Source organism: Marinomonas vaga (assembly GCF_055388305.1).
This window is the reverse complement of sequence record NZ_AP043903.1, coordinates 3,063,249-3,089,494: the sequence shown is the minus strand read 5'-3', so window position 1 is coordinate 3,089,494 and position 26,246 is coordinate 3,063,249. Positions and strand designations below refer to the sequence as shown.

At 43.6% G+C, this 26,246-nt stretch carries 29 protein-coding genes; 10 read left to right on the top strand and 19 right to left on the bottom strand.

Features of this window, described 5'->3' with window-relative positions; all coding sequences use genetic code 11:
• Position 1 precedes the first annotated feature (1 nt).
• The 6 genes from modA to sbcB all read right to left on the bottom strand — a co-directional run bounded on the left by modA (position 2) and on the right by sbcB (position 7,175).
• A complete protein-coding gene (modA, locus tag ACZ5DR_RS14430; RefSeq protein ID WP_377367420.1) occupies positions 2-760 on the bottom strand; it encodes a molybdate ABC transporter substrate-binding protein in 759 nt (252 codons plus the stop codon).
• A gap of 129 nt (positions 761-889) precedes the next feature.
• Positions 890-1,168, bottom strand: a complete 279-nt coding sequence (locus ACZ5DR_RS14425; RefSeq protein ID WP_377367418.1) for a hypothetical protein — start codon at positions 1,166-1,168, stop codon at positions 890-892.
• A gap of 247 nt (positions 1,169-1,415) precedes the next feature.
• Positions 1,416-2,450, bottom strand: coding sequence for a dihydroorotase (pyrC, locus tag ACZ5DR_RS14420; protein WP_377367416.1), 1,035 nt, complete (start codon positions 2,448-2,450; stop codon positions 1,416-1,418).
• A gap of 280 nt (positions 2,451-2,730) precedes the next feature.
• A complete protein-coding gene (locus tag ACZ5DR_RS14415; RefSeq protein ID WP_377367414.1) occupies positions 2,731-4,533 on the bottom strand; it encodes a DEAD/DEAH box helicase in 1,803 nt (600 codons plus the stop codon).
• A 136-nt stretch (positions 4,534-4,669) separates the two neighbouring features.
• A complete protein-coding gene (locus tag ACZ5DR_RS14410; protein WP_377367412.1) occupies positions 4,670-5,692 on the bottom strand; it encodes an AI-2E family transporter in 1,023 nt (340 codons plus the stop codon).
• Between the two features lie 31 nt (positions 5,693-5,723).
• A complete protein-coding gene (gene sbcB, locus ACZ5DR_RS14405) occupies positions 5,724-7,175 on the bottom strand; it encodes an exodeoxyribonuclease I (protein WP_377367410.1) in 1,452 nt (483 codons plus the stop codon).
• Positions 7,176-7,248: 73 nt separating this feature from the next.
• On the opposite strand from sbcB, the gene ACZ5DR_RS14400 reads away from it, so the two are divergent.
• Entirely contained in the window at positions 7,249-7,755 is a 507-nt protein-coding gene (locus ACZ5DR_RS14400; protein ID WP_377367408.1) for a YchJ family protein, read from the top strand.
• On the opposite strand, the gene ACZ5DR_RS14395 is transcribed toward ACZ5DR_RS14400, so the two are convergent.
• The 3 genes from ACZ5DR_RS14395 to ACZ5DR_RS14385 form a co-directional block, all read right to left on the bottom strand.
• Positions 7,756-8,832: an HD domain-containing phosphohydrolase gene (locus ACZ5DR_RS14395; protein WP_377367406.1), complete on the bottom strand. Its 1,077-nt coding sequence runs from the start codon at positions 8,830-8,832 to the stop codon at positions 7,756-7,758.
• 71 nt (positions 8,833-8,903) lie between these two features.
• Positions 8,904-11,654 (bottom strand): ATP-binding protein, encoded by a 2,751-nt coding sequence (locus tag ACZ5DR_RS14390; protein WP_377367404.1) that lies wholly within the window; start codon positions 11,652-11,654, stop codon positions 8,904-8,906.
• Positions 11,655-11,694: 40 nt separating this feature from the next.
• Positions 11,695-12,204 (bottom strand): putative pterin-binding protein, encoded by a 510-nt coding sequence (locus ACZ5DR_RS14385; RefSeq protein WP_377367402.1) that lies wholly within the window; start codon positions 12,202-12,204, stop codon positions 11,695-11,697.
• 258 nt (positions 12,205-12,462) lie between these two features.
• On the opposite strand from ACZ5DR_RS14385, the gene aroA reads away from it, so the two are divergent.
• Positions 12,463-13,746 (top strand): 3-phosphoshikimate 1-carboxyvinyltransferase, encoded by a 1,284-nt coding sequence (gene aroA, locus ACZ5DR_RS14380; protein ID WP_377367400.1) that lies wholly within the window; start codon positions 12,463-12,465, stop codon positions 13,744-13,746.
• An 84-nt stretch (positions 13,747-13,830) separates the two neighbouring features.
• On the opposite strand, the gene ACZ5DR_RS14375 is transcribed toward aroA, so the two are convergent.
• Both ACZ5DR_RS14375 and ACZ5DR_RS14370 read right to left on the bottom strand, forming a co-directional pair.
• Positions 13,831-14,097, bottom strand: a complete 267-nt coding sequence (locus ACZ5DR_RS14375) for a hypothetical protein (protein WP_377367398.1) — start codon at positions 14,095-14,097, stop codon at positions 13,831-13,833.
• Positions 14,098-14,153: 56 nt separating this feature from the next.
• Entirely contained in the window at positions 14,154-14,414 is a 261-nt protein-coding gene (locus ACZ5DR_RS14370) for a hypothetical protein (protein ID WP_377367396.1), read from the bottom strand.
• Positions 14,415-14,885: 471 nt separating this feature from the next.
• On the opposite strand from ACZ5DR_RS14370, the gene ACZ5DR_RS14365 reads away from it, so the two are divergent.
• A complete protein-coding gene (locus ACZ5DR_RS14365) occupies positions 14,886-16,136 on the top strand; it encodes a tyrosine-type recombinase/integrase (RefSeq protein WP_377367394.1) in 1,251 nt (416 codons plus the stop codon).
• 4 nt (positions 16,137-16,140) lie between these two features.
• Here the strand turns inward: ACZ5DR_RS14365 and ACZ5DR_RS14360 are convergent, their stop codons facing one another.
• The 3 genes from ACZ5DR_RS14360 to moaC are packed head-to-tail and all read right to left on the bottom strand — an operon-like array spanning position 16,141 to position 17,316.
• Positions 16,141-16,587, bottom strand: a complete 447-nt coding sequence (locus tag ACZ5DR_RS14360) for a molybdenum cofactor biosynthesis protein MoaE (RefSeq protein ID WP_377367392.1) — start codon at positions 16,585-16,587, stop codon at positions 16,141-16,143.
• A gap of 2 nt (positions 16,588-16,589) precedes the next feature.
• The gene (locus ACZ5DR_RS14355) at positions 16,590-16,844 is read right to left on the bottom strand and encodes a MoaD/ThiS family protein (RefSeq protein WP_377367390.1); all 255 of its coding nucleotides are present in this window, start codon (positions 16,842-16,844) and stop codon (positions 16,590-16,592) included.
• A complete protein-coding gene (moaC, locus tag ACZ5DR_RS14350) occupies positions 16,831-17,316 on the bottom strand; it encodes a cyclic pyranopterin monophosphate synthase MoaC (RefSeq protein WP_377367388.1) in 486 nt (161 codons plus the stop codon). Before moaC ends, ACZ5DR_RS14355 begins: the two co-directional genes overlap by 14 nt.
• 133 nt (positions 17,317-17,449) lie before the next feature.
• Between moaC and ACZ5DR_RS14345 the strand changes: the two genes are divergently transcribed.
• Both ACZ5DR_RS14345 and trmJ read left to right on the top strand, forming a co-directional pair.
• Positions 17,450-18,757, top strand: coding sequence for a J domain-containing protein (locus ACZ5DR_RS14345; RefSeq protein ID WP_377367386.1), 1,308 nt, complete (start codon positions 17,450-17,452; stop codon positions 18,755-18,757).
• Positions 18,758-18,783: 26 nt separating this feature from the next.
• Positions 18,784-19,560 carry a tRNA (cytosine(32)/uridine(32)-2'-O)-methyltransferase TrmJ gene (gene trmJ, locus ACZ5DR_RS14340; protein ID WP_377367383.1) on the top strand — a complete coding sequence of 259 codons (777 nt, stop codon included), beginning with the start codon at positions 18,784-18,786 and terminating at the stop codon, positions 19,558-19,560.
• A 54-nt stretch (positions 19,561-19,614) separates the two neighbouring features.
• Here the strand turns inward: trmJ and ACZ5DR_RS14335 are convergent, their stop codons facing one another.
• Entirely contained in the window at positions 19,615-20,055 is a 441-nt protein-coding gene (locus tag ACZ5DR_RS14335; protein WP_464543716.1) for a tellurite resistance TerB family protein, read from the bottom strand.
• On the bottom strand, positions 20,049-20,507 hold the full coding sequence (locus tag ACZ5DR_RS14330; RefSeq protein WP_377367379.1) for a DUF6942 family protein: 459 nt from the start codon (positions 20,505-20,507) through the stop codon (positions 20,049-20,051). The genes ACZ5DR_RS14335 and ACZ5DR_RS14330 overlap by 7 nt, the downstream gene beginning before the upstream one ends.
• Before the next feature lie 124 nt (positions 20,508-20,631).
• Between ACZ5DR_RS14330 and ACZ5DR_RS14325 the strand changes: the two genes are divergently transcribed.
• The 4 genes from ACZ5DR_RS14325 (at position 20,632) to ACZ5DR_RS14310 (ending at position 23,815) form a co-directional block, all read left to right on the top strand.
• Positions 20,632-21,030, top strand: coding sequence for a YeeE/YedE family protein (locus ACZ5DR_RS14325; RefSeq protein WP_377367377.1), 399 nt, complete (start codon positions 20,632-20,634; stop codon positions 21,028-21,030).
• Between the two features lie 10 nt (positions 21,031-21,040).
• Entirely contained in the window at positions 21,041-21,460 is a 420-nt protein-coding gene (locus tag ACZ5DR_RS14320; protein ID WP_377367376.1) for a DUF6691 family protein, read from the top strand.
• Positions 21,461-21,712: 252 nt separating this feature from the next.
• A complete protein-coding gene (locus tag ACZ5DR_RS14315; RefSeq protein WP_377367374.1) occupies positions 21,713-22,879 on the top strand; it encodes a type III PLP-dependent enzyme in 1,167 nt (388 codons plus the stop codon).
• A gap of 90 nt (positions 22,880-22,969) precedes the next feature.
• A complete protein-coding gene (locus ACZ5DR_RS14310) occupies positions 22,970-23,815 on the top strand; it encodes an MOSC domain-containing protein (RefSeq protein WP_377367372.1) in 846 nt (281 codons plus the stop codon).
• 18 nt (positions 23,816-23,833) lie between these two features.
• On the opposite strand, the gene ACZ5DR_RS14305 is transcribed toward ACZ5DR_RS14310, so the two are convergent.
• Entirely contained in the window at positions 23,834-24,142 is a 309-nt protein-coding gene (locus tag ACZ5DR_RS14305; RefSeq protein WP_377367370.1) for a DUF6404 family protein, read from the bottom strand.
• 268 nt (positions 24,143-24,410) lie between these two features.
• Here ACZ5DR_RS14305 and ACZ5DR_RS14300 point away from each other — a divergent pair, with 268 nt between their 5' ends.
• Positions 24,411-24,908, top strand: coding sequence for a cyclic nucleotide-binding domain-containing protein (locus ACZ5DR_RS14300; RefSeq protein WP_377367368.1), 498 nt, complete (start codon positions 24,411-24,413; stop codon positions 24,906-24,908).
• Here the strand turns inward: ACZ5DR_RS14300 and ACZ5DR_RS14295 are convergent.
• A complete protein-coding gene (locus tag ACZ5DR_RS14295; protein WP_377367366.1) occupies positions 24,905-25,258 on the bottom strand; it encodes a RidA family protein in 354 nt (117 codons plus the stop codon). The genes ACZ5DR_RS14300 and ACZ5DR_RS14295 overlap by 4 nt on opposite strands.
• 92 nt (positions 25,259-25,350) lie before the next feature.
• Positions 25,351-25,959, bottom strand: a complete 609-nt coding sequence (gene cobO / locus ACZ5DR_RS14290) for a cob(I)yrinic acid a,c-diamide adenosyltransferase (RefSeq protein ID WP_377367364.1) — start codon at positions 25,957-25,959, stop codon at positions 25,351-25,353.
• Between the last annotated feature and the right edge of the window lie 287 nt (positions 25,960-26,246).

The window sequence follows — 26,246 nt, the reverse complement described above, 5'->3', positions numbered from 1 at the left end:
ATTATTGTATTTTGTAGCCGTATGATTGAATCACCTGGTGCGCCTCATCCGACTTTAAGTAATCTAAAAATTCTTGTGCTGCGGCGTTACGTTCAGCACTTTTCATCAGTACAGCGTCTTGGCGAATGGGTAGATAGAATTCGTCAGGAATGATCCATACTGAGCCATGGGTAATCTTATTGTTCTGGGTGATCTGTGACAAGGCAACAAAGCCAATATCAGCATTTGACGTGTCTACATATTGGAAGGTCTGGGCGATGTTATTACCTGTCACCCATTTAGTTTGCGTTTTGTCTACCAACTCTAGGGTTTCCAGGGTTTGTAATGCCGCTAAGCCATAGGGTGCTAACTTAGGGTTCGCCATGGCTAAACGGTTAAAGTCATCTTCATCGAGTATTTTACCTAAAGGATCTACTTTTTCGGGATCCGCTGACCAAAGTGCGAGTTGTCCCTCTGCGTAAGTGAAGCGTGATTCTGCTAATGCAAGATCCTCTTTAATCAAAGCTTCTGGTTTCGCTTGATCTGCAGAAAGGAAGACTTCAAACGGTGCACCATTTGAAATTTGAGCATAGAACTTTCCAGATGAACCAAAAGACAGTTCAACTTCATGGCCAGTTTGACCTTCAAAATTAGCTGCAATGACTTTTGCGGGTGCCGTAAAGTTAGAAGCCACTGCTACATTTATCGTATCAGCAAAAGCCATATTGGAAGTGAACGCATAGGCCAACACACAGGCTGGGAAAATAGTACGAAAAGGCACCGCTTATCTCCTTCATTAAGAAACATTCCCATTAGAATAACCCGCATACATGTCATGGGATAACTCAAATTGGCTAGAAAAAAAGGAAATAGCGTCTGTCCCACATAAGAGGAAATGGGACAGCTTTATTTAAAAAGTGGTATTAAGGGAATTGAAGTCAGTCAGTTTAAAAAACGAACCATCTTGTTCAAAATTTTTAAGGGTTTTGCTTTTTAAACTATCCGCGTTAAATGTACTTGGCTCTGACACTTCGGAATGGGCATAACGGTCAGTGTAATCTTCGGAAGTAGTTGTATAGATATCAAGCAAATCATTTTGCGCAACCACACTTACCTGACTGTCTGCACTGACTGTTAAGCTAATAAAAGGTAAGACAATAAAGAGGGTTTTGATGGCATATTTACTCATGATTTTACCTAGATACAAAATCAATTTACTGAACAAATTATAACAACCAGTGACTTAAACTGCGTTATCCTGCCGATGAGTTAACTTCTTTTTCCAAACTGTGACATCATATTTCAATTATGCTGCCACACTGTGCACAGCATTCCATTCTCTCACTGTGATTTGACTATCATTGAAAGCAACAAAAAAGGACACCCCGTGGTGCCCTTTTTATAAAGTTATCTCGTATCAATAATGTGCTGACGACTTAAACTTTAAGCTTCCAATTCACTTCTTGACCGGCATGAAAAGGAACAATCGGCTCGCCAGTAGGCAACATGATAGATTCTGGAACCGTCCAAGATTCACGGACCAAGGTAATGGTTTCCTTGTTGCGTGGTAATCCATAGAAATCCGCACCATGTAAGCTTGCAAAGCCCTCAAGCTTGTCCAGAGCATTAAGATCTTCAAATACTTGTGTGTACAGCTCAATAGCAGACCAAGCACTGTAACAACCAGCACAACCACAGCTAGACTCTTTACGATGTTTAGCGTGAGGAGCTGAATCTGTTCCTAAGAAGAATTTAGGATTACCTGTCTGGACCGCAGCACGTAGAGCTTCTTGATGTGTTGAGCGCTTAAGTACTGGTAGACAGTAGTTGTGCGGACGAACGCCACCATCCAGTAAGTCATTACGGTTCAGCATTAGATGCTGAGGTGTGATGGTTGCCGCAACGCCATCACGGGCTTCGGCAACGAAATCAGCAGCATCTTTCGTAGTAATGTGCTCAAACACTACTTTAAGAGTAGGAACGCGCTCTACAATCTTAACTAGGTGTTGATCAATAAAGGCTTTCTCACGATCAAAAATATCAATATGTTTTTGCGTCACTTCGCCATGAATTAGCAATAGCATTCCTGCATCTGCTAAGGCTTCAAACACCGGATAAAGCGTTTCTAAAGAACTTACACCAGAATCTGAGTTAGTGGTGGCACCAGCAGGATACATTTTAGCTGCGACAGCACCAGCCTCTTTCGCAGCGCGAATGTCCTCAGCTGTGGTCTTATCCGTTAAATAGATGGTCATAAGTGGCGTAAAGTCCACATCCGCGGGGATCGCTGCTTCAATACGTTGACGGTATGCGATAACACCCTCTGCGTTTATGACAGGTGGAACTAGGTTAGGCATAACAATTGCGCGGCCAAAGCAACGGGCTGTGGCAGGCACAGTTTCTTTAAGCATCTCGCCATCGCGGAAATGAAGGTGCCAGTCATCAGGGCGAATAATAGTGATTTGATCCATTTCAAAACCTGCTTTTTATCTGTGATAAAGGGAACTAAAACTGCTAAAAACATGGTCTTACAACGGGCCTGAACCATGATTTATAGCTTAGACAAAAGCGCTACATGTGGTTAATCATCGAACGAAAGCAGTCAAAGGTTACCTTATTAATGCTCTGGCAAGATCAATAACGCAAGGAGCCTCATTAGGTGCTTCCTAGTAAGATAAAGACATGAAGCGTTTATCAATTTTTTTTAAACAAATAAAAGCCGAGCTAGGCTCGGCTTTATAGAACTTATACTTACTTAGATCTTGGGCGTGGCTTACGATCTTTGTTAAAGGCTCTTGGCTTACGATCACCACGATCATTGCCGCCATTATGTGATCGACGACGAGGCGCTGGGGCTGGGCGATCAAAGGTAGCATCGTCAGCTTTTTCCAGCTCAGTGATGTCTGAGCGTTGACCACAAATACGAGTTTTCGCAAGTTTACCAATCACCTGCTTGCTCATATCTGAAGGTAAATCGACCGTTGCGAAATCTTCAAAGATCTCAATATGACCAATCAATTTGCTATCGATGTCCGCTTCGTTAGCAATGGCGCCTACGATGTTGCCTGGCTTAACACCGTCACGGTAACCGACTTTAAGCAAGTAACGAGTCATCTCAACAGACGGATTGTCTTTAAGAGGCATCGCTTCTTTAGAAAGGTTACGTGGTTTACGCGGTGCACGATCACCTCGATCAGGGCGTTCTTGGCGCTCACGAGGTTTAAATTCGATCTCTTTCAAGATAAGAGGCGTTTTGCCTTGAGCCATAAACGCCAACGCAGCGGCGGCTTTTATCGGATCGACTTCATTATCTTTTTGGTAGCTTTCAACCAGCTCGATAAAGAAATCAAGATCTTCATTGTCCATCGTATCTGTGATGCGCTGTTTGAAGCGAGAGATACGCTGAGCGTTGATGTCAGAGGCGGTCGGAAGCTGCATGCGCTCGATCGTTTGACGTGTTGCGCGCTCAATTTGTTGCAGCATACGACGTTCGCGGTGTCCTACAAATAGAATCGCAGTACCAGTACGACCGGCACGGCCAGTACGACCAATACGGTGTACGTAAGATTCTGTATCGTATGGAATGTCGTAGTTTACAACGTGGCTCACTCGATCTACGTCCAAACCACGTGCTACAACATCTGTCGCAACAAGGATGTCAATTTGACCCTTCTTAATGCGATCAACTGTACGCTCACGTAAGTTTTGGCTGATGTCACCGTTTAAGGCTTCACAGGCATGACCACGGGCTGTTAGCTTTTCAGCTAGCTCAACCGTTGCGGCTTTAGTGCGCACAAAGATGATCATACCGTCGTGTTCGTTCATTTCTAGAATACGGGTTAAGGCATCTAGCTTATGAAGACCACTCACCTGCCAGTATTTCTGAGAAATAGTCGTGGCAGTCGAAGTTTTGGTTTGAATCTTAACTTCTTTCGGGTTGTTCAAATGTTGTTGAGCAACCTTACGGATCACACTCGGCATGGTCGCAGAGAACAATGCGATCTGACGAGATTTAGGGGTGTGCTCAAGAATCCACTCAACATCGTCAATGAAGCCCATGCGAAGCATTTCATCTGCTTCATCAAGAACCAGTGCCTGCAAGCCATCAAGCTGCAAAGTACGACGACGAATATGGTCCATAACACGACCAGGTGTACCGACAACAACTTGTGCGCCACGTTTTAGCTGACGTAGTTGTGAGTCATAGGACATACCACCATAAATGGGTAGCACGTGAAAATCCGGAATATGGCGAGCATAGCTCTGGAATGCTTCTGATACTTGAATGGCCAACTCACGTGTTGGCGCCAACACCAATAATTGTGGTGTTTTGTTTGCCACGTCAATACGAGATAACAATGGCAACGCGAATGCGGCTGTCTTACCCGTACCTGTCTGCGCTTGACCAAGAAGGTCATGCCCTTCTAACAAAAATGGAATACTTTGCGCTTGAATGGCAGAAGGTTGTTCATAACCTAGTTCACTAACCGCTTTAAGGACTGGGGCGGCTAAACCCAAAGAATCAAAAGTAGGCTGAATATCAGCGTCAGACATGTAGATGGTAACCTTTAAATAGGATGGGAGACGTGCATAAGTGCACCGAGAAATCAATCGCGCATTTTAGTGCAATAACGTGAATTTAGCTAGTAGAAAATGCTAAATTCACGAATATAACCAATGTTTCCTTTTTCTACTGGTGCGCTTTCGAGTCAATCATAATAGCTAACCAACGCATTCTTGGGTTTGCTTCTAAGGCGATTTTAATAATGATAGTCAATGGAATGGATAAAAGCATACCCACTGGACCAAAGACCCATCCCCATAGAATCAAAGATAAGAACACCACTAAGGGTGATAACCCTACCCCACGCCCCATGAACTTAGGCTCTACAAAGTTACCCATTACTAGGTTTACTACTAAAAAGCCCAGCGCAGTGAGACCAGCATAGGCACTTCCCAATTGCACAAACGCGAGAAAGACGGCAGGCACCGCCGCAATGATGGAACCAATGTTTGGCACAAAATTTAACAGGAAGGCGCAAACACCCCAAAGCAATGGGAAGTCTACCCCTAAAATCCATAACCAAATGCCTATGATCAAACCTGTACCAATACTTACCAAGGTTTTAAGCATTAAATAGCGGTTAACCGTGTCAATGAATCGATTTACCTTTTCCATAGAACCGTCTGCATCGTCCAGTGCGTAAGCTAGTTTTTTGGGTATTTCAGCCGCTTCAAATAAGATAAACACAACGGTCATGATCACTAGGAACATATTCGTCAAAACACTGCCAAGGCTGGATAAGGTGTTGGTGAACATTGACATCAATGAAGAAGGATCCATGTAGCCACGTATTTGCTGATAAGAAATATTCAACCCAAAACCATTTAACTGATTGAATAAGGCCGACATTTCTTTGCCAAAGCGCTCTTTGTACATAGGGAGTTGCTTAGTGAAATCTTCTAATGAAGCACCTACCAATAAGCCAACAAAGCTTAAACTCGTCATAATAAGTAAGACGATAATGATGATGGACGCCCAAGTTGGCACTCGATACTGCTTAAGTGTGCCGAGTAATGGTGTACAAATAATGGCGATAAATACCGACAACATAAACGGCACAATGATTTGCGAAGCGGCTTTAAGCCCCGCAATGATCAATATAAAGGCAGCAAATCCTACCAGCCAATGTATTCCTTTTCCTTCGTTCATCAATGTGACTCTCCTGCCATGAACATCCTAATTAATATGGATAAATACTCTGTGCATAGTCGGCCAAATCCTGGAGCATAATGCGTTTGCTATCAGGTAATGACTCGTCCATAGCGAGCTCATTTAAACGGGCAAAATATTGCTCCATGTTAATGGAGCCACTGCCGTCCTTCTCGAGTAATCTAATACGTCGATATTCTTCCCATTCTTCGCGCTGCTCACCATTCATTTGCTCTGGATAGTTTCTAGCAAGATAACGGGTAAACATTTCAGGCAGTCGACGATCATCAAATGTCATTTCTAACTCGCCTAAAATATCACTTGGTGTCTGTCTGATTTCTTCCATTCTCAGTTTGTCATCCCTAGAAAAGAAACCACCACTGTAAAGCATGAGATCTGGATCTTTATCGATGCGCTCATGTTCTTGCATAAATACCTGAGTGAGTTTTGCAGCTAAGCCAGATGACTGTTTAATCTTGGCTAAATTTCCGCGACAAATATCACCATCTAATCCAAGACGAGAAACAACCGATTCGTCTTTTAAAAACGTCGCTGGGGCAACGGCAGGGCATTTGTTTATATGAAGCACTTTCAAAGGCAACCGCTCTACCCCATCCCCTAACGCTTCTTTACGAGTAAAAACTCGCTCACGAATCTCATCTACAGATAGATCGATTAAAGGCTGCGCATCAGCCATCAAATCGTAAACGATGATGCCATTCTTATTGGTGGGATGTGGAGCCACCGGCACGACAAATGCTGAGAATTTACGCTCTTGGCCAAACATGCCAGAAATATGCAGGAAAGGTTTCATCCGAATAGGATCGATAAATTGTTGCAAGGACGCCTTATCACGCATTGAGAAGTAATAATCAAAGAGTTTGGGCTGCGTTTCCTTGATCAGCTTAGCTAGGGCAATCGTGCCATGAACATCCGAGAGTGCATCATGGGCCTGTTCATGCATGATGCCATTTGCCACGGTGAGATCTTCAAGTTTAAAAGAATAAGTGCCATCTTCTTTTTTGGGCCATTTAATACCTTCTGGTCGCATGGCATAGGTCATCCTTACCAAATCAATAATATCCCAGCGGGAACAAGCGTTTTGCCATTCTCTTGCGTAAGGGTCGATAAAGTTTCGGTAGAAACTATGGCGAACAACTTCATCGTCAAATCTTAAGGTGTTGTACCCCAGCGCACAGGTCCCGGGAGTGGCTAATTCTTTTTCGATGAGTCCCATGAACTCTGACTCATTAAGCCCTTCACGGTTAGCATCTTGGGGAGTGATCCCTGTTAAAAGACAGGCATCAGGATGAGGTAATACGTCATCGGCCAACTTGCAGTAAAGCATGATAGGTTCGCCAATGGGGTTAAAATCTAAATCTGTACGAATCCCCGCAAACTGCATCGGTCGGTCTTTAGCGGGATCGACTCCCGTAGTTTCAAAGTCGTACCAAAAAAACGAGGTGGTCGCACTGTTACTCACAAATAATTCCTGTTCGCTTCGTTTAAAATCAGTATTATACGCATCTAGACAAGAACTTGGCGATGAAGGAGTAATGATGTCGACGCCAGCTCAATGCCCATGTGGCTCAGCAGCCCCATACGAAATGTGTTGTGGAATGTACCACAATAATCCTGGCACTGCGCCTACCGCAGAAGCTCTCATGCGCTCCCGTTATTCTGCTTTTGCTCTGAATAAGTTTGACTATATTGCAGCAACGCAAAAATTAGACTCTGACCCAGAGCAAACCACAGATGCCATAGAAGACAGTAATGGCACCACCAAATGGACCAAGCTCACGATTACCGAGGTTCAAGATGGTGGTGAAAAGGATAAGACTGGCTTAGTCGCTTTTAGTGCTCATTTTAAGGAAGGGAAAAACACCGGAAAGTTAACTGAGCGCTCGCTTTTCAAAAAGGACAAGGGAACCTGGTATTACATTGCAGGGGAACACGAAGTTCAGGGCAACACACCTCATGTTGTGCCACAAGAATCTCGTATTGGTCGAAACGATCCATGTTCATGTGGTTCTGGTAAGAAATTCAAGAAATGTTGTGGGTGATCATTGATCACCCTTCAATTCCCACTCCGCTTTAATGGCTCTAATCTCTTCGTCTTGAACGATGAACATTTCAACTAAGTTCGGATCAAAATGTGATCCGGCATTATCTCGTATGTATTGATAGGCATCTTTAATAGGCCAGGCTTTTTTATAAGGCCTTTCCATAGTCAATGCATCAAATACATCTGCAAGGGCAACAATCCTAGCTGTCAGTGGAATGTCTTCACCTGCTAAGCCGTTAGGATAACCACTGCCATCCCAGCGTTCATGGTGCGCTAATGCAATTTCAGCCGCCATTTGAAACAAGGGTGACTGGCTATTCCCCAGAATTTTCGCCCCAATTGTTGGGTGTTGTTGCATGACTTCCCATTCTTCAGGCGTAAGTTTTCTAGGAGCTTTTAGAATATTGTCTGGAATACCAATCTTCCCAGTGTCGTGCATGGGGGCTGCTAAACGTATTCTCTCCACTTGTTCTGCATCAAAGCCGACCTTGCGTGCCAACAAGGCACAGTAATCCGCCATGCGCCACATATGAGAGCCGGTATCTTCATCATTATAGGTACCCGCTTCACTTAGCATTTTTACCGCTGCGACTAACGACTCTTCTAGCTGTGAGGTACGCTGCTTAATAATAAGTTTGTTACGCTTATCTTGTTCCGAGAGGGCTATGTGATTAGCGACACGGGCTAATGTGGTTAAAGGGGTAATAGGCTTGGTTATGAAGTCAACTGCGCCTACTTCAAAGCCTTTACGTTCATCATCAACTGACGTCATGGCGGTAATAAAGATCACAGGGACATGGGCCGTCATCGGATTGTTTTTGATCTTACGGCAAACTTCGTAGCCATTCATGCCCGGCATCATAATATCCAGCAGGACCAGATCGGGTACCTTCGCTTCAATGCTTTTGAGCGCCATCGCACCACTCTTGGCGATACGAACATCGTAATGTTTTTTTAGGATACCTTTTAAAATATCTATGTTATCGGCCATGTCATCGACAACAAGCACGCTTTTAGGCGCTAAATTAGACTCATAGGCTAATAAAGCATCATTCATATAATCAAGATCAAACATGACTCCAACACTCCTATGTCTTTGGAGTTCTGACACGGTCAAAAGCTATTATTAGGGTTGCAAGGACACGCTCACGCGGACTTACAATGGGCCCTCAAACGATCAATAGCTAAATCATAGTCATAATTATGAATAAGTTTCTGGATTTCTAATAAGTTTTCGTTATGATCAGGGCCATACAACTCAATGATCTCAGAGATCTGATCATCTACATCAGCCTCTCCGATCTCTAGGCTTTCTTTAAGTCTCGATACACGCTCAATAAATTCTTCTGTTAAGTCTTTGTCTGTCGGAGACAACTGAGCAGTTGCCGATTGGTCCTCGATTAAATCTATTTTTAAGTACCTTGTAACAAGGGCTTTCAACTCAATCGCCGCGTCGACTATACGGTTAACCTGTATGCGCTGTTCTTGTGCCGCGTGATTTTCACTGATCAACAACTCTAATGCGGCAATCTCCCTAGCGAAACTCTCGCCACCGATATTAGCCGCCGCGCCTTTAATACTGTGTAACTCATAAGATGTTGTTGGAATGGTGTCTTCATGCTCTCCTGTGTAGGGTTGCAATAGAACAAGAAACCTCTCTAATACTTCGTGATATTGATGATCATCTCCACCAAAGCGATACAAGCCTAGCTCTGGGGAAAAGGCTTTAGCAGTCATGGATTGATTCATAGGAATCACGTTATTAACAGACTCTCCAACTAACCAATGTTCTAATTTGTTAAGTAGCAATAAAGGGTCAAGAGGTTTGGTCAAGAAATCACTCATACCTGCTGATAAGGCATGTTCACGGTCTGTATCTAACGCGCCTGCAGTTAAAGCAAGAATCGGTGGATGATCTTCGCCGAGTGCTTGGATAATTCCTTGAGTCGCTTGGTAACCATCCATAATAGGCATTTGCACATCCATTAAGATCAGATCAAATGAATGTTTTTGCGCTTCTTCAACGGCGGCCTTACCGTTTTCTACAGCTAATACCTCCACGCCTAGCTTTTCCAGTAAAGCGGTGGCAATCTCGCTGTTTACAATGTTGTCTTCCGCTAACAATATCTTTTTACCAAGCAAGCTATCGCACTCGTGAAACAAGGCCAAAGGCAGGGCGCTCTCCACATCGGTGTTAGCGCCTTTTGTGCGAAGTTTATCGATGGTTTGCTCTAATTTTTTAGGGGTTATTAAGGCTAATTGTTCCCAAGGAAATTGCAGCTCCACACGTAAATTATGTCCGACAATGATCACGCGACCGCAAAATGATGAGTGTAATGCCCCAGCCTCATCATCTGACAATAGGTCGGACAAATCATCGCTAACGATCAGTACAGACGTATCACTCACCTTTTCACCCTTTCCAATATGTTGAAAGGACAAATTTAAACGGGCCAGGTGTTCAGCAGCAATATTATCTTGGGTTAGAACCAAGAGTGGGAATTCCTTTATAGAGGGACGATTACTTTCAGGTTGCAAAGGTAGAGAGACATAAAAGACGGTGCCTTCACCAACTTTACTCTCAAAAGAGATGTCTCCTCCCATTAGATTCACTAAACGTTTGGAGATCCCCAGGCCAAGACCTGTACCACCGTATATACGCGTTGTACTGGTGTCAGCTTGACTAAAACCATCAAAAATATCGTTTTCGGACTCGATGCCAATGCCAGTGTCACTAATAACAAATTGTAAACTATCCCCTTCACGTTTTACTTCCAGTATCACCTGTCCAAAATGAGTGAATTTCACCGCATTGCCGAGGATATTTACCAAAATCTGCTTAATACGAGTGACATCCCCTATCAGCTGATTCTGTAGTTCAAAATCCCGCTCAACGATTAAATCCAACCCCTTAGAATCAGAACCTGAGCGGCAGATTTCGTAAACGTACTCTAAAACTTCATCGAGATTAAAAGGGGCATATTCGAGTTGTAACTTGCCAGCCTCAACTTTGGAAAAATCCAATATGTCGTTGATGATCAACAATAGATTATTTGCAGAATTTTGAATTTTATTTAGATAGTTTCGCTGTTTTGGATGTAATTCCGTATCCAACGCCAAATGAGACATACCTATGATAGCGTTCATCGGAGTGCGAATCTCATGACTCATGGTGGCCAAAAAGTCAGACTTAGCTTTCGTTGCCGCTTGCGCTGCCAACGCCGTTTCTTGTAGCTCATTTGCTAATGCTTTTGTGCGCTTATAGGACATTAAGCTGATTTTGACTTGACGCACCAGCATCACAATTATAACCACCATAGTGGTAGTGAGGAGTGCAACTAATACCCCTAAATAGCTGAATAAACGCATCATGTCATTGCGCGCATCCACTTTATCCGCCGAACGTCTCGCTAAAGCATCAAGCACAACCTGCTCTGTTGTGCTGAGCAATGCGTTGACATGCTCAGAAATAAAGTCCAGATCTGATGGGCCAACATTGCCAGAGAATAAGCGGCTATCGATAGCATTTAGTCGCTGACGTAACTCTCTGCGGCGTTCTTCCGCATTAGGAAGTTGGTTAAACAAGTCTTTTAGCTGACCTTCAGATACAACATTAAGACGACTGTAGAGAATATCAAAACGTAGCTGCGCTTCTTCCATACGGTCAAGATCAGTGGCACTGTCTTCCCAAAGTCGCACAGCGTTTCGTAATTTTAGAGCTTCTCTATCAAGCTGGTAAGAAGCCCACAGAGCATCTTCTTCTGCAGCGGATAATAGATCTTGTTGACGTTCTACAATCTGTAGGTACAACAACACTACAACGATCAAAAACATGGCTGCGGCTGGAACTAGGGTGGCAATTACCTTACCCGCACGTGTTTTAAAAATCGTTCTCATACAAGACCCATATCCATGTCATCATATTGCATGTTTAGGCTTACTCAACAGTAATGGACTTAACCTGCCAAACAGAGCGGTTATGAATAACTTCATTATTTAGAGAAGGATCTTGATCGAATGGGTACAGCATAAAGATTGGCCCTTTATCTCGTACTGACATTCTCTCCCCGTTCATGGTCATGGCCATAAGAACGCCTCTGTCGTATGCGTCCGCGACCGGCATCTTGGCACTATAATCATTCAGTGCGGTAATGGTAAGGGTGTCACCCTCAGCACCAACAGCGTCTAAAAGAGCAGACAGTTGAGGACCAGTGAAAGTATTGACACCTTCCGTCCAAGGGGTGCTAGTGACACTGGTCATTTCCCCTAAAGCCATCAACATTTCGCGATCAAATTGCGCAGTGGAATCAATATTCGATTGAGAAATTTTTCCTTGCACAGTCAACACTACTCTGCCATCCGGTTTGTCCAGAGCCATTGCATAAGATGAGGCTGATACAACAGCAACAGAAAGAATCATTTTTCCCCAAGAATTCTGATAAATCATTAGATGCTCCGTGTTCAACTTTAAGAAGATAAATCAATACTATAAGCCCCCTGTCTTTAATTGAATCTACTGCTTACCATTCTTTACGTAATTACAACCCTTGAACACGCTGTCAAAGCTTTTATTACATGGGACACAGGGGGAAATACCCGCCAAAATTGTTGAAGTTCAAAGCGACAAAAAGTATCTTACGGGGTACTTGTAATAAAATGACAAAACGCGCATTAAATGCCACATGCGACAGAACGGAACCCTCCTATGAAAGCCATTACATTAGGCCCCCTAAACTCCGCTAACGGGGAGATTCAAATTCCTGGGTCAAAAAGTCTATCTAACCGAATTTTGCTACTTGCGACACTTGCGAAAGGCACAACTAAAATCACCAATCTTTTAGACAGTGACGACATTCGTCATATGCTAAGTGCCCTCACGAAAATGGGTGTGCGTTACACTCTTGAAGACGAAGGCACCACTTGTATTCTTGAAGGTAACGGCGGTCCATTACACGTTGAAGATGCTGACCTATTTTTGGGAAATGCTGGCACGGCTATGCGCCCTCTCACAGCGGCATTGTGTTTAGGCACAGGTTCCTACCGCCTACATGGTGAACCGCGCATGCATGAGCGCCCAATTGGTGACCTTGTTGATTCGTTGCAGGCATTAGGCGTCGCTATTTCCTATGAGGAAAATGTTAATTACCCTCCTCTTCTTATAAAAGCTAACGGCCTACCTGGCGGTGAAGTTTCCATTAAGGGAAATATTTCTAGCCAATTTCTTACTGCTTTGTTGATGAGCGCCCCTTTGGCAACATCTGATCTGACCATCAAAGTGGATGGAGAACTCGTTTCTAAGCCCTACATTGATATCACTCTACATGCTATGAAGCAGTTTGGGGTGGAAGTTGAGAACCAGAACTACCAAGCATTTGTGATTAAAGGCAATCAAACTTACCAATCACCTGGCGAAATTATGGTTGAAGGTGACGCCTCATCCGCTTCTTACTTTTTGGCTGCCGCCGCCATTGCGGGAGGTAAGATTAAAGTACATGGGGTTGGCTCAGAGAGTGTACAAGGAGATGTTAAATTTGCTGAGGTGCTCGCTAAAATGGGAGCGAAAATCACCTACGGCCCTACTTGGATAGAATCTGAACGGGGCGAATTGAATGGCATCGATATGGATATGAACCATATTCCTGATGCAGCCATGACCATTGCGACCACAGCACTCTTTGCTAAGGGACCTACCACTATTCGCAATATCTACAACTGGCGGGTAAAAGAAACAGATCGTTTATACGCAATGGCGACTGAACTTAAAAAACTCGGCGTAGAAGTGGTAGAAGGCGAAGACTTTATAAAGGTCACTCCTAATAGTACGCTTGATCTGAAACATGCAGAGATCGACACCTATAATGATCACCGCATTGCCATGTGTTTTTCTCTCGTTGCGTTTTCAAATACGCCTGTGACGATTAATGATCCAGGATGTACCTCTAAAACATTCCCGACTTACTTCTCTCTATTTGAGCAGATCAGTCATTAAGATGTTTGACTGAGAGATCATGACCAACAAAAAAGCCCGCACAGTAATCTATGCGGGCTTTTTCTATTAATATCAGTCTATCAATTAGTTCGCTGTGCGAATGGTTTCTAATTGAGACTGTAGCTCAGCTGCTTTTTCAGAGTATGCTGCTTCTTGCTGAGTGAAAGTAACAGGACCATTAAAGTCGACAGTGCTGTCCACATCAACACCCATTGTTTCAAGTTGAGCAGACAAGGCTTTTACATCGGCTTTAGCAGCCATCAAATCATCATGAATGTTATCTGATGCGGCAAAAGAGCTAGTGGCTGCAACAGCAAGAGCGGCGATAAGTGCTGGAGTTTTAAATTTCATAATAAATACCTCTAAATTCTTAAATTCTAAATCTGGTTAAATAAAACGACTGTCGATTAATATGACGCGTTTAGTTTGTTGTATTCAGCTTGTAGCTCACCTGTTTTCTCAAGGTAAACAGATTCTTTCTGACCAAAAGTGTTAGCGCCATCTAGATTAACTTCATCAGCTTGGTAACCCATGGTTTCAAGTTGATTTGAAAGCGCTTGATAACCTGCACGAGCCTCACGGTAATCAGTGAAGGTGTTAGCAAAAGCTGACGTAGATAGTGCTGAGACAGCCAAAACAGAAGCAGCTAGTGTTGTGATCTTTTTCATTTGGAACCTCCTAAAAGGTTTGATTCATATTGTTGAGCGAATGTGTTTCGCGCTTCGATGTCAGTAATATTAGCCGCGTTTTTGCTAAAAAAAAGAGTCTAAAAATGCGTTTCAAACTTCTTCCAATAACCCACTCAAACACCCTTAATTTGGCGATTTCGGTATCAAAAGTGGATAAAACGCTTTCGCTATTCTTTTTCCAGCCTAAGTTGTAAATAATAATCATGAGCGCATAGGTTTGCAGGCATATTGATATGCAATTAGACGGTCAGCTGACTCGTAAATATTCCAAATATGAATTTCTAGTCCTTCTTATAAAGCCGTAACAGATAAAAAAACAAAATTAGCTTTCTTATTTGAAATCGATAACTTCGATGATCCTTTATCTAAAAAGCTGATAAGTCCTGCAAAACAGGTAGAATAGGCGATACAGCTGGCTAACACTGGCATCACTACGCTAGAGATTTTGTAATGAAGACACCCTTGCCCTTGATAGACAACCTAGAGCATTTGGCGAATCCGTTTACCCAATTCCCCTTAATTCTTCAAGGCTTGAAGGATGGTGTGTCACTTCTCAAAGAAGATCAGTTCGTTAGAGACTTACAGCTCGCGTTATGCTTTATCTATAGCTATAACGGCTCACAAGCCACATTCAATTCTTACCGTCGCGAAGTAGAACGTTTGCTACTATGGTCCTGGTATGAAAAAGAGACCCCTGCTCTTGAATTAAAGCGAGATCAAATCGAAGAGTTCATACACTTTTGCAATACCCCACCAGAAGCTTGGATTGGTACTAAAAACGTTGCACGCTTTAAAAATCATATGGGGGAACGTGTCCCGAATGATGAATGGCGTCCCTTTGTTGCCCATGTATCAAAAATCGACTTTCGCAATGGGCAAACCCCTTTGTCACAGCACTATAGCCTTTCACAGGCAGCGATTAGGGCGACCTTTTCAATTCTGTCCTCTTATTATGGGTTTTTGATGCAAGAAGAAGCTGTGCAGCAAAACCCTGTCGCTCTCATCAGGCAAAAAAGTAAATTCGTAAAAAAAGAAGTCACTCGTCGCCAAGTTCGTCGTATTTCCAACTTACAATGGGATTATGTTATCGAAACTGCGGAACTGATGGCCGAAGAAGACCCAGCCATGCATGAACGCACCTTATTCATCATGAACGCCCTCCTTGGGATGTATTTACGAATCTCAGAATTAGTGGCTGATGAGCGTTCAGCGCCAATAATGGGGGATTTTATCAAGGACACGGACGGAAACTGGTGGTTTAAGGTGCTCTCAAAGGGGAACAAAGAACGATTAGTCAGCGTCTCAGATGAAATGCTTACCGCTTTAAAACGGTATCGACGTTTTCGACAACTTCCTGACCTCCCTACCGTTGCTGAGCCTACCGCCCTGATACCAAAGAACCGAGGACAAGGAGCCATGACCAGCTCCCGCCAAGTTCGCAACATTGTGCAACATTGTTTTGATCAAGCTTATTATCGGATGTGTGATGATGGTCTTAAATCAGATGCTGATGATTTGCGGGTAGCAACAGTACACTGGTTGCGCCACACTGGGATTTCAGAAGACGTAAAAGTACGCCCCAAAGAACACGTTCGTGAAGACGCTGGCCATGCAAGTATGGCCACGACAGACCGTTATATTGATACCGAATATCGTGAGAGACACGCCAGCGGCCGAAAGAAAACTCTACGCCCCCACTAGTAAATTAACGCCAGCGGTCTAAGGATGTTTCATCTTCTAACTTAGCATCGACCCAACGTGAGCCTTGTGCCGTCGTTTCTTTTTTCCAAAAGGCAGCACGACTTTTGAGATAATCCATGATGAAGTCGCAAGCGGCAAACGCTTCACTCCTGTGGGCGGCTGCTACCCCAACAAAAACAATTTGATCATTTACTGATAATTGCCCAATACGATGCACCACGGTTACATCAAGAAGTGGCCAACGTTGTTCAGCCTCTGTCAGGATTTGCTGAATATTACGCTCAGTCATCCCAGGATAATGTTCTAAGAAAAAGGATGAGGCTTCCGGTTCTGGGCTAAATTGACGCACACGGCCAACAAACATAGCCACTGCGCCAGTTTGATTTGCAACGCACAATTCGTCATAAAGCGTCTGAACATTAAAATCATCAACTTGAACAAATATGTTCATAATTATCCTCCCGTGACCGGAGGGAAAAATGCGACCTCATTAGCCGTCTCTAGAGAAACCACATCCGTCATACGTGCAAATTCGAAGTTTATAGAGGCTTTAATGTGATCATCCAGTAGAGCCGTATTGGATAATTGTTTTGCGAGTATTTCCCGTAAGGCTTGCACCGTCATATCTTGTGATAATTCAAAGGCAAGCTCAGATCGACCGACCGACTCTTTTAAAGCACCAAAAAACACAACATTAATGGTTGTCATCACTACTCCATGAACCAGATTTACCACCCTGTTTTTCTAGTAACTTGGTGTCCTTGATAACGATGCCTTTATCAACGGCTTTACACATATCGTATAAGGTTAAAGCAGCAACACTTGCACCTGTTAGGGCCTCCATTTCCACTCCTGTTTTACCACTTAAGGAGCAGCGGCAGAGAATCTCAATAGACTCGGTATCCAGAACATTTATCTCAACTTCCACCTTGCTAAGCATTAACGGATGGCACAAAGGAATTAAATCGGAGGTTTTTTTAGCTGCTTGGATACCAGCAATTCGCACAGTCGCCAACACATCCCCTTTCGGTAGCCCACCTTCTATTATCTTGGTCAGAGTTGTGGGAGACATTACCACCAAGGATCGTGCAATGGCTGTTCGTTTGGTGATAGCTTTATCACTCACATCAACCATATGAGCGTTGCCTTTCGCATCCAAATGCGTAAGCGATTGGGTCATAAAAAAAACCTTGCATGAAAATAAAGCCACTATAGTGGCAAAACCTACAGCGAAATCAAGCGCTCCCCGCGACTAACATTGTTATACGAATGAAATCAGGCATAATGCGATTAAATGGATGTAATAGACGACTATGAGCCTCATCGACGATTTTAATGTTTTAGAACTCTCTACTAACGCAACGGAACAAGAAGCCAAAGCGGCATATCGTCGTCTTGCGCGCCGGTATCATCCAGATAAAAACCCTGATCGAGATACCACTGAACATTTTCAACGCATACATGATGCTTACCAAAATGTTCTGCAAGCTATTAAACGCTCCAGTGATCAATCCTGGCAACCCTACTCATTTACGGAACAGGCAAAACCAAGTGCTAGTCCTGGCACTACCTATGAGTTCAAAAGTGACGCCAAGCAAGAAGCCTATGTAAAACAACAGCAGCGCGCTTACCAAGAAATGAAGCGGAATAATGCACAACAAGATAGAGCTCGCGAAGAAGCCTTGAATTCAGCCCGTAATACGCTCCATGAACGACGCATGAAAGCCTTGTATGAAGAAATGCGTAAAGCTGATGCCAATAAGCGTCACCAGGATTACACGGAAACAACAGACAACATGGGCAGTGAGCCTTCTTTTGATGACGTATTTAGCGCCTATCAACAAGCCTCTCAGCCTGGTTACAGCTCAGAAGCTCAGTCCAATGACCAAAAGCCCAACATTAAATCATTTCGCCTCCAAGCAGCCAAAGCAGCCTTTGTCGCTTGCAGTTACTTAGTTGTTTTTGTGGGGGGAATTTACACGTCTAACTATTGGAATAGCCTGCAGAACACGGTATTTGATTCACCAAATAATGACTATATTAGCGGCCTGTATCCCCAGTATCGTTCAGGCACTAATTACAGTTTGTCCGAAGCTCGCCTTTTTACTGAACCCAGCGTCGCTTCCGAAATTAAAGACTATATCCCATCCATGACTAATGTAGAGGTCATGAAAGCTGAAGGCGATTGGCTTACTCTATCTTTTGGCAACTCCACTGGGTGGGCTAAAGCCGAATTGTTTGGCTTTGGATCTGTGGAAAATGCCGTTAACACAGGCTGTGTCGGTCAACCGGGATTAGCTCCGAGTCATGGTGCTGTTATTGGCGAAGCCGCGGGCAATAGTCGCCTTCGCATTCTTAACCAACTTCCTCAAGCTTCTAAACTAATCTTTGAATCATTGGATGGGCAGACTCCCTTCTCAATATACCTTCAAGGTGGCCAGCCATTAGCGGCAAACTTTATTCCCCGAGGGCGTTATCGATTGGTGTTAGAAACCGGATCCCTGTATCATTCCGCTTGCCAAAGATTCCTTTTTAATGACGGGAGCCGTGTACTGCTGGACAGTGTTACCTTCGCCAGTACTGAGCAAACCCTAACTATACGGAATCCAATTAATCCTTAACTACCCTGTACACGAGTTTCGTCTTCATGCTCAGTAACGTTCGTATTGTTCTAATCAACACCTTTCACCCTGGAAATATTGGTGCTATTGCCCGTGCCATGAAAAACATGGGATTAACAAATCTTTATTTAGTCGATCCGAACGACTACCCTTCCGAAGAGGCAACTAGCCGTGCAGCTGGGGCAGTTGATTTGCTTGAAAACGCAACAATTGTGAGCACTTTAGAAGAAGCCATTGGTGATTGCAGTTTGGTGATTGGAACAAGTGCCCGACATAGAACGTTTCAATTGCCGATTATGAATGCTCGAGAGTGTGCGGAAGCGGTCATTCCTGAAGCGAAAGACCACAATATTGCGATCCTTTTTGGCCGTGAAACCATGGGACTTCTCAATGAGGAAATTGCCCAGTGCCATCGTCAGGTTTATATTGATGCGAATGACGAATACCCAGTGCTCAACATTTCACAAGCGGTTCAGATTGTTGCTTATGAAATCTGGATGGCCCATCAAAATGAATCCATCCATGAGAAAGCCGTCCCTGAATACCCACGTAAAAAAGAAATGGATTTGTTTTACGAACATCTAGAAGAGACCCTGTATGGCATCAACTTTGTGGTGCGTAATCACCCTGGGAAGGTATTAGACAAATTGAAGCGCTTCTTCAATCGTTCAAGACCCGAAAAACAAGAGCTGGGAATCTTACGTGGTGTATTAGCTGCAGTAGACAGGGAAGCTGGACTGAATGAAGGCATGAGCCACGCCGCTAAAAACAAAGCCAATCAAGAATCAACTCACGATAAATGACAGCTAACCCAGCCAAATGACCCTTTCATTTGGCTGGGTTATTTTAGCAACAGACTAGATGCCAAGCTCTTTCTGAACCGCCAGTTTCGTTTGGATAAATTCTGAATGAGGCATGAATAAAAGCTCACTGATCTTACGAATGCGGTGGTCTTCGTAAGCATCTAAATCCCCATCTGCAAAGGCTACACGCCATAGACATTTTAAAAGTTCTAGCTTTTGCTCAATACTGGCCGTTGCATTAATCACCTTAGTGAACTGGTAAGCATCGGTAGCATCCCGTATCTCGTCTTTTACTTCATCAAACAGTTGATCAATGTCTTCCCCGAGGTCACCCACTGAACGAATAGCGTCTTTTGCCTTGCGCTCTTCATCTGGATGAATTTCATCATCGGCAATCATAACTTCCAACAAAAGCGCTGTGACAGCCTTCTGGTAGCTGATTGGCTCGATGTGCTCCTGCTCATTAGCAAACAATTTTTTCAAAGCGTTTAACATAAAACTGTGTGTACTCTTAAATGCTGGACAATTTCGTCAATTAAATCATTGGGGAATTGTCGATAATCTAAATATGGGCTCCAGATCAGGTTGCCTTCTGCCTTGGCGACATGAGCCTCCCCAAGCACCTTCGCATTTTCAGGTATTGGAAAGTCATCGTTAAATGTTTTACCCACAATGAACACCCAAGCCCCAATCTTAGCCTCGCTTTCATTTAACTCAGACGCTAAATGTTGAGCATTGAAAACGAGCTTTGCTCTATCCCAGAGTTTGTTATCTCTCACTATACGCCAATCCTCACTGGGAAATGTGGTCAACTTGGCAATAATTGTGAGAATTTTGCGCCAATGATTACCGTTAAGTGAAATAAGATCTTTTGTATCCATCTCCCTATAATTCATTACGCCTTGCGGCAATAAAGGCTTATTTGGTAGTAAAAATATGAGCTTCATGACAATGGGCTCCATTTGCCCTTAAAACAAAATTAGAAAGTGAAACTGATTAAGGGTAACAACTGCTGTTTTTTTAAATATATTAGAATATACTTATATAAATTAACTTATTTGGAGTGACCTAATGGAATCCTTTATAAGCCCTCTCAGTGGAGGCATCATAATCGGCTTAACGACCGCTGCCTACCTGTTATTGATCGGAAAAGTCGTCGGTATTAGTGGGATTTTGGCTCAAGCCTTATTCAGTAAAGATCGTTTTTTACCGTTTTTGTTCATTTTAGGTCTTATTATCGGTGGGAGTGCTTACGGAGTGCTAACGGAACAAACTGTTCCTTTTCCAGAAATGCGTAGCCCAATCTTGTTGATTATCTCAGGTCTTCTGGTGGGTTACGGTACCCGTCTTGGTAGTGGCTGTACTAGCGGCCACGGGGTGTGTGGTATTTCGCGCCTATCCCCTCGCTCGCTCATTGCGACAGTTATATTTATGACGACTGCAATCTTAACTGTATTGGTTACTAAGTAGGAACACATCCATGTATGCATTAATCACCTTTGCCACTGGCTTAGTCTTCGGGCTGGGTTTGGCCGTATCAGAAATGACCAACCCTACAGTCGTTATTGGCTTTTTAGATATTTTTGGAGACTGGAATCCATCGTTAATATTTGTCATGGGGGGAGCTGTGGCAATCGGCATGATCGGGTATGTGATTCGCAATCGCCGTTCAAAGCCTTGGTTGGCAGACAAATGGTATGTGCCAACAAGACGAGATATTGATAAAAACCTTGTGCTCGGGGCAGCTATGTTTGGTGTTGGCTGGGGGTTAAGTGGTTATTGCCCTGGTCCTGGTTTGACAGCCTTAACCAATAACCCTATGGAAGGTTTCTACTTTGTCGCTTCCTTGATTGCAGGCTCCGCCCTGTTCCATTTCCAGAACCATCGAAAATCAAATTAGTACGGGTTACAGTAAAGGCTCTTCGGAGCCTTTTTTATTGTTGTATTAATTTCTGCAAAAAATTCTTGACGTAGAAAACAATGCGCCTTAAATTTCGCCCCGCGTCGTTGCTAACATATTCCGCACCGCTTCAACTGCTGCGCTAGTCGCTTAAGGTCTCGTACCGGATAAGTAACAGCCATAAGTAGGATGGAGGGAGGTAAAGGCGTAATTTTTTCGGATTATGTTTATAAATTAAAGGAGCAATGCGCCATGTCTGTAGACGTCCATTCTTTTTACACCCCAGAACAATTCAACCGACTAAAATCTTTAGCGGATACTAAAGAAACGCCTTTCGTTGTCATTGACACTTCAATGATTAATGACGCCTACACAGAGCTTACCAAAGGCTTTCCAAGCGCAGATGTGTTCTATGCAATCAAGGCGAACCCAGCACCAGAGATTCTTACTATGCTACGTGACCGTGGCTCGAACTTTGATGTTGCTTCTCGTTATGAGTTGGACAAATTATTCGCCATTGGTGGTGTTTCTCCAGACCGAGTAAGCTTTGGTAACACCATTAAGAAAGCGAAAGACGTACGCTATTTCTATGAGAAAGGCGTACGAATGTTTGCAACGGATTCCGAAGCGGATCTTCGTAACATCGCCAAGGCTGCACCTGGCGCTCGTGTATACGTTCGTATTCTGACAGAAGGTACGGTTTCTGCAGACTGGCCTTTATCACGTAAATTCGGCTGCCGTCCCGATATGGCAATGGATCTATTGATACTCGCAAAAGAACTAGGCCTAGTACCTTACGGTGTGTCTTTCCACGTAGGTTCACAACAACGTGATATTGGTGCATGGGATGCTGCAATCGCCAGTGTTAAAGTGATTTTCGAACGTCTTAAAGAAGAAGATGGTATCGAATTAGAAATGATTAATATGGGTGGTGGCTTCCCTGCAAATTACATCAGTCGCACGAATGATCTGGCGACCTACGCAGAAGAAATCACACGATTCCTGGAAGAAGATTTTGGCGATAAAATGCCGCGTCTTATCCTAGAGCCTGGTCGTTCATTGATCTCGAACGCAGGCATTCTGGTGAGTGAAGTCGTATTGATTTCCCGCAAGTCCCATACAGCGCTTAACCGATGGGTATACACAGACGTGGGTAAATTCTCTGGTTTGATTGAAACCTTAGATGAGTCCATCAAATACCCTATCCATGTTGAAAAGACTGGTGAGCTTGAAGAAGTCATTATTGCTGGCCCGACTTGTGACAGTGCCGACATCATGTACGAAAACTACAAGTATGGTCTGCCTTTAAACCTTGCCATCGGTGATCGTTTGTATTGGCTGTCTACCGGTGCTTACACCACAACATACAGTGCAGTAGAGTTTAACGGTTTCCCTCCGTTGGCCTCTTACTACATTTAGTCTGTTTAAAAAATAATGATCAAAGGAGCCTAATGGCTCCTTTATTTTTTGGTATGATCGAGAACCAACTTATTAGCAATGGAGCATCAGGTGTCTCTGTACTTATCACACCTTAATATCTACCCGATTAAGTCCACCCATCACATTCCATTATTGGAATCTAAAGTACTTTTTTCTGGGCTAAAAGATGACCGACGCTATATGTTAGTGGACGAATCTGGGTTATTTATCACAGCACGAACCCACCCACATATGTCCCTTATAAAAACAAAAGTAACCAATCAAGGCTTACTAGTAGAAAGTGACCAGTGCGGCGGGGCACTTATCCTTGATGAGACACTCTTTAGTTCCGAACGACTCACCGTAGATATTTGGGAAACACTAGTGGATGCAAAGCGTACCACTAATGAAGCAGATAAGTGGTTCAGTGATGCCCTAGAGGAGCCAGTTAAGCTTGTATACTTTGATGAAGAGTCCGCTCGTTATACCAAAAAAGACAGCACAGACCCTGTTGCATTTGCCGATGGCTACCCTTTTCTATTAACAACAGAGGCTTCGTTAAACGAATTAAATGAGACGACTGCACATCAAATCGAAATGTTAAGGTTCCGTCCAAACCTTGTCATAAGCGGTTCAAAGCCCTTTGCAGAAGATACCTGGAAAATCATCAGAATTGGTGACGTGGTTTTTGAAAATCAAAAACCCTGTACTCGCTGTATCTTTACGACTCTTGATCCAGTTACCGCTCAGCGTAGTCCCAAAGGTGAGCCACTAAAATCCCTTGCGAAGTTCAGGTTGGTTAATAAAGAAGGTGTCACATTCGGAGTGAACTTAGTTGCACAAAACGAAGGGGAAATTAAGGTTGGCGACTCGGTGGAAATTCTTGAATACAAAGAGCCAGAGAAATATGAGGATAGACGCAAACCTAAAAGTTAGCGCCTATCCATTTAGGGGCTAATGAGCCTGTGATGGCTGATACCCTACTCTATGCAGACCGGTTGATTGTTTGGAGCGTCGATTGATGGCTGCCATCCAGACACCGGTAGCCATACCTACCACAATACTTGTGACGATGGCGGCTTGAAAAGAAAGGCCAGTGTAACTCCACTGTAGCGCCCACATAGCAAGACCCCAAAGAATGGAAAATTGCACCCCTTTAAATACGGCATCACCGATAAAGGAGCTTGGTGCCCCAAATCCTGCAAAGTGGATTTTTTCGGCTAATTTTTCAACAGGTGATGAGCTAAAATTGCTAAATAACATTATGCCCTCTCCTAAAGCTGTTAATGTTGCGTTAAGAATAATGGGCTAAGTCTGTTAAAGACAGATAGGTAAGCTAGCTTCCACAAGCTTACCTCCTTCATTGCGAAGTTAATGCAATCGTGCAAACTGTGACAATAATGTTGTGATAGTTATGAATATCTCATGAATAATGCAATTTTACTTACGTATTTATACGAAATACCACCATTTCCTTATGGAGAATCCCCTGCTCCAGGCATAGGCTTGTAAAAAAAGGGAGGTGATTGTTATGAATACAATCCAGATCTCACAATGTGTTGAAGACATCACACCAGAACGGTTAAAAACAGGCTCAATTTTTGGTGCCTTAAGCCCATCTGGTATTCAATATCTAGTCAACGAGGGGGAGCTATTACATTTTTCAAAGGGTGAAAGCGTCTTTGAAAATGAGGACAAGGGCGATTTTTTCTACATCGTTATCACCGGAGAGGTAGCTTTCTATAAAAAGCACTCCACCAATGCAACACTCATAAGACGAGTGTCGTTTGGTGAAGCGCTTGGCTATGTCACCATGATTTCTCTGACACAACGTTTGGGGAATGCCAGAGCAGAAAAAGACGCCATACTTTTAAAAGTGGATTACAACTTGTTTGCGGCTTTCCACGATAAACACGCCTTTGACTTCGGTATTTTGATCTTGAATCTTTCACGTGACATGGCGCGAAACATTCAAAAGCTTAGCAATACCATTGCTGTTGCCAATATAGACGTGGATTTGACTTTTTAAATCTCAGCCGCGACAACTGAAATTTCAACTAATAGTTCGGCACGGGCAAGGCGCGCTTCAACGCATGCTCGTGCTGGGGCAAAACCTTCCGGAACCCAAGCATCCCAAACAGCATTCATTGCCGCAAAGTCTTTCATATCACGCAAATATACCGTTGCAGAAAGAATGTGTTGACGATCTGATCCAGCCTGAACTAATAAAGCATCCACCTTATCAAGCATGGTTTGAGTTTGCTCGCTAATGCCGGTCTCAGCATCCGCTGCCACCTGGCCACATAGATAAATCGTGCCGTTATGCTTCACAATGCGGCTCATACGTTGACCCACTTCAAGACGCTCAATATCTGCCATTTCATCATTCTCCATTAAAGTAAAAAACACTAGAATAACAGCAAATAATAAGAATATTTCACTATTTAACTTAAGATTCCTAGTGATTTAAATTAAAACTCCAACCCCTTCTGGGCTTTTATGCCACGCTTGAAGGCATGTTTGATCTCTTTAATTTCGCTGACTGTATCAGCGAGTTCTACAAGCTCATCTGATGCTCCACGACCTGTCACCACCAGATGCTGAGAGTCAGGACGATTCATAATTGCATCCAAAACAGGGTCCGCGGACAAATACTCATAGTGAAGCAGATAGGTCAATTCGTCTAAAACCACAAGATCATAGGACTCATTGGCTAACAACTGACTGGCTTTTTGCCATGCAGCTTCTGAACTAAGTATGTCCTTTTCTCTATTCTGTGTTTCCCAAGTAAAGCCTGAATCCATGATATGCCAAGTGACGTTTTCATGGGACTTGAAGAAGTCTATTTCACCTGTGTTCCATTCACCCTTTAGAAATTGAACCACTCCGACTCGCATATTATGCCCCAGGGCTCGTGCGACCATACCTAATGCCGAACTGGACTTACCCTTACCGTTTCCCGTCAGCAAGACAAAGGTTCCTTTATCTTGCTGTGCTTTGGCAATACGCTTGTCCACATGCTGCTTAATCGCTTTCATGCGTTGGTTATGCTTCTCGGGATCGTGAATTGCTTTTGCCATGGTTTAGATCCTTTCCAATTGTGTTTTAAGACTCTCAAGCCATAACTCAAGAATAGTTTGAACGATATAAGATTTACTTTTCCATAGCGTGGCGGAAAAGGTCCCTTTCAATTCATAGGACACGGTAATGTCTGTGGTACGTTTATTCATGGATGCCAGATCAAAGCACCAAGTTTCTGTATGGTTTAGAAAACAATAACGAAATGAACTTTGAAACGATAGATGGGTGGGAGCGCGGCTTTGTAGTACCTCAGCATTCAGATGCCAGGGGCCTTTCAGGGATCGCA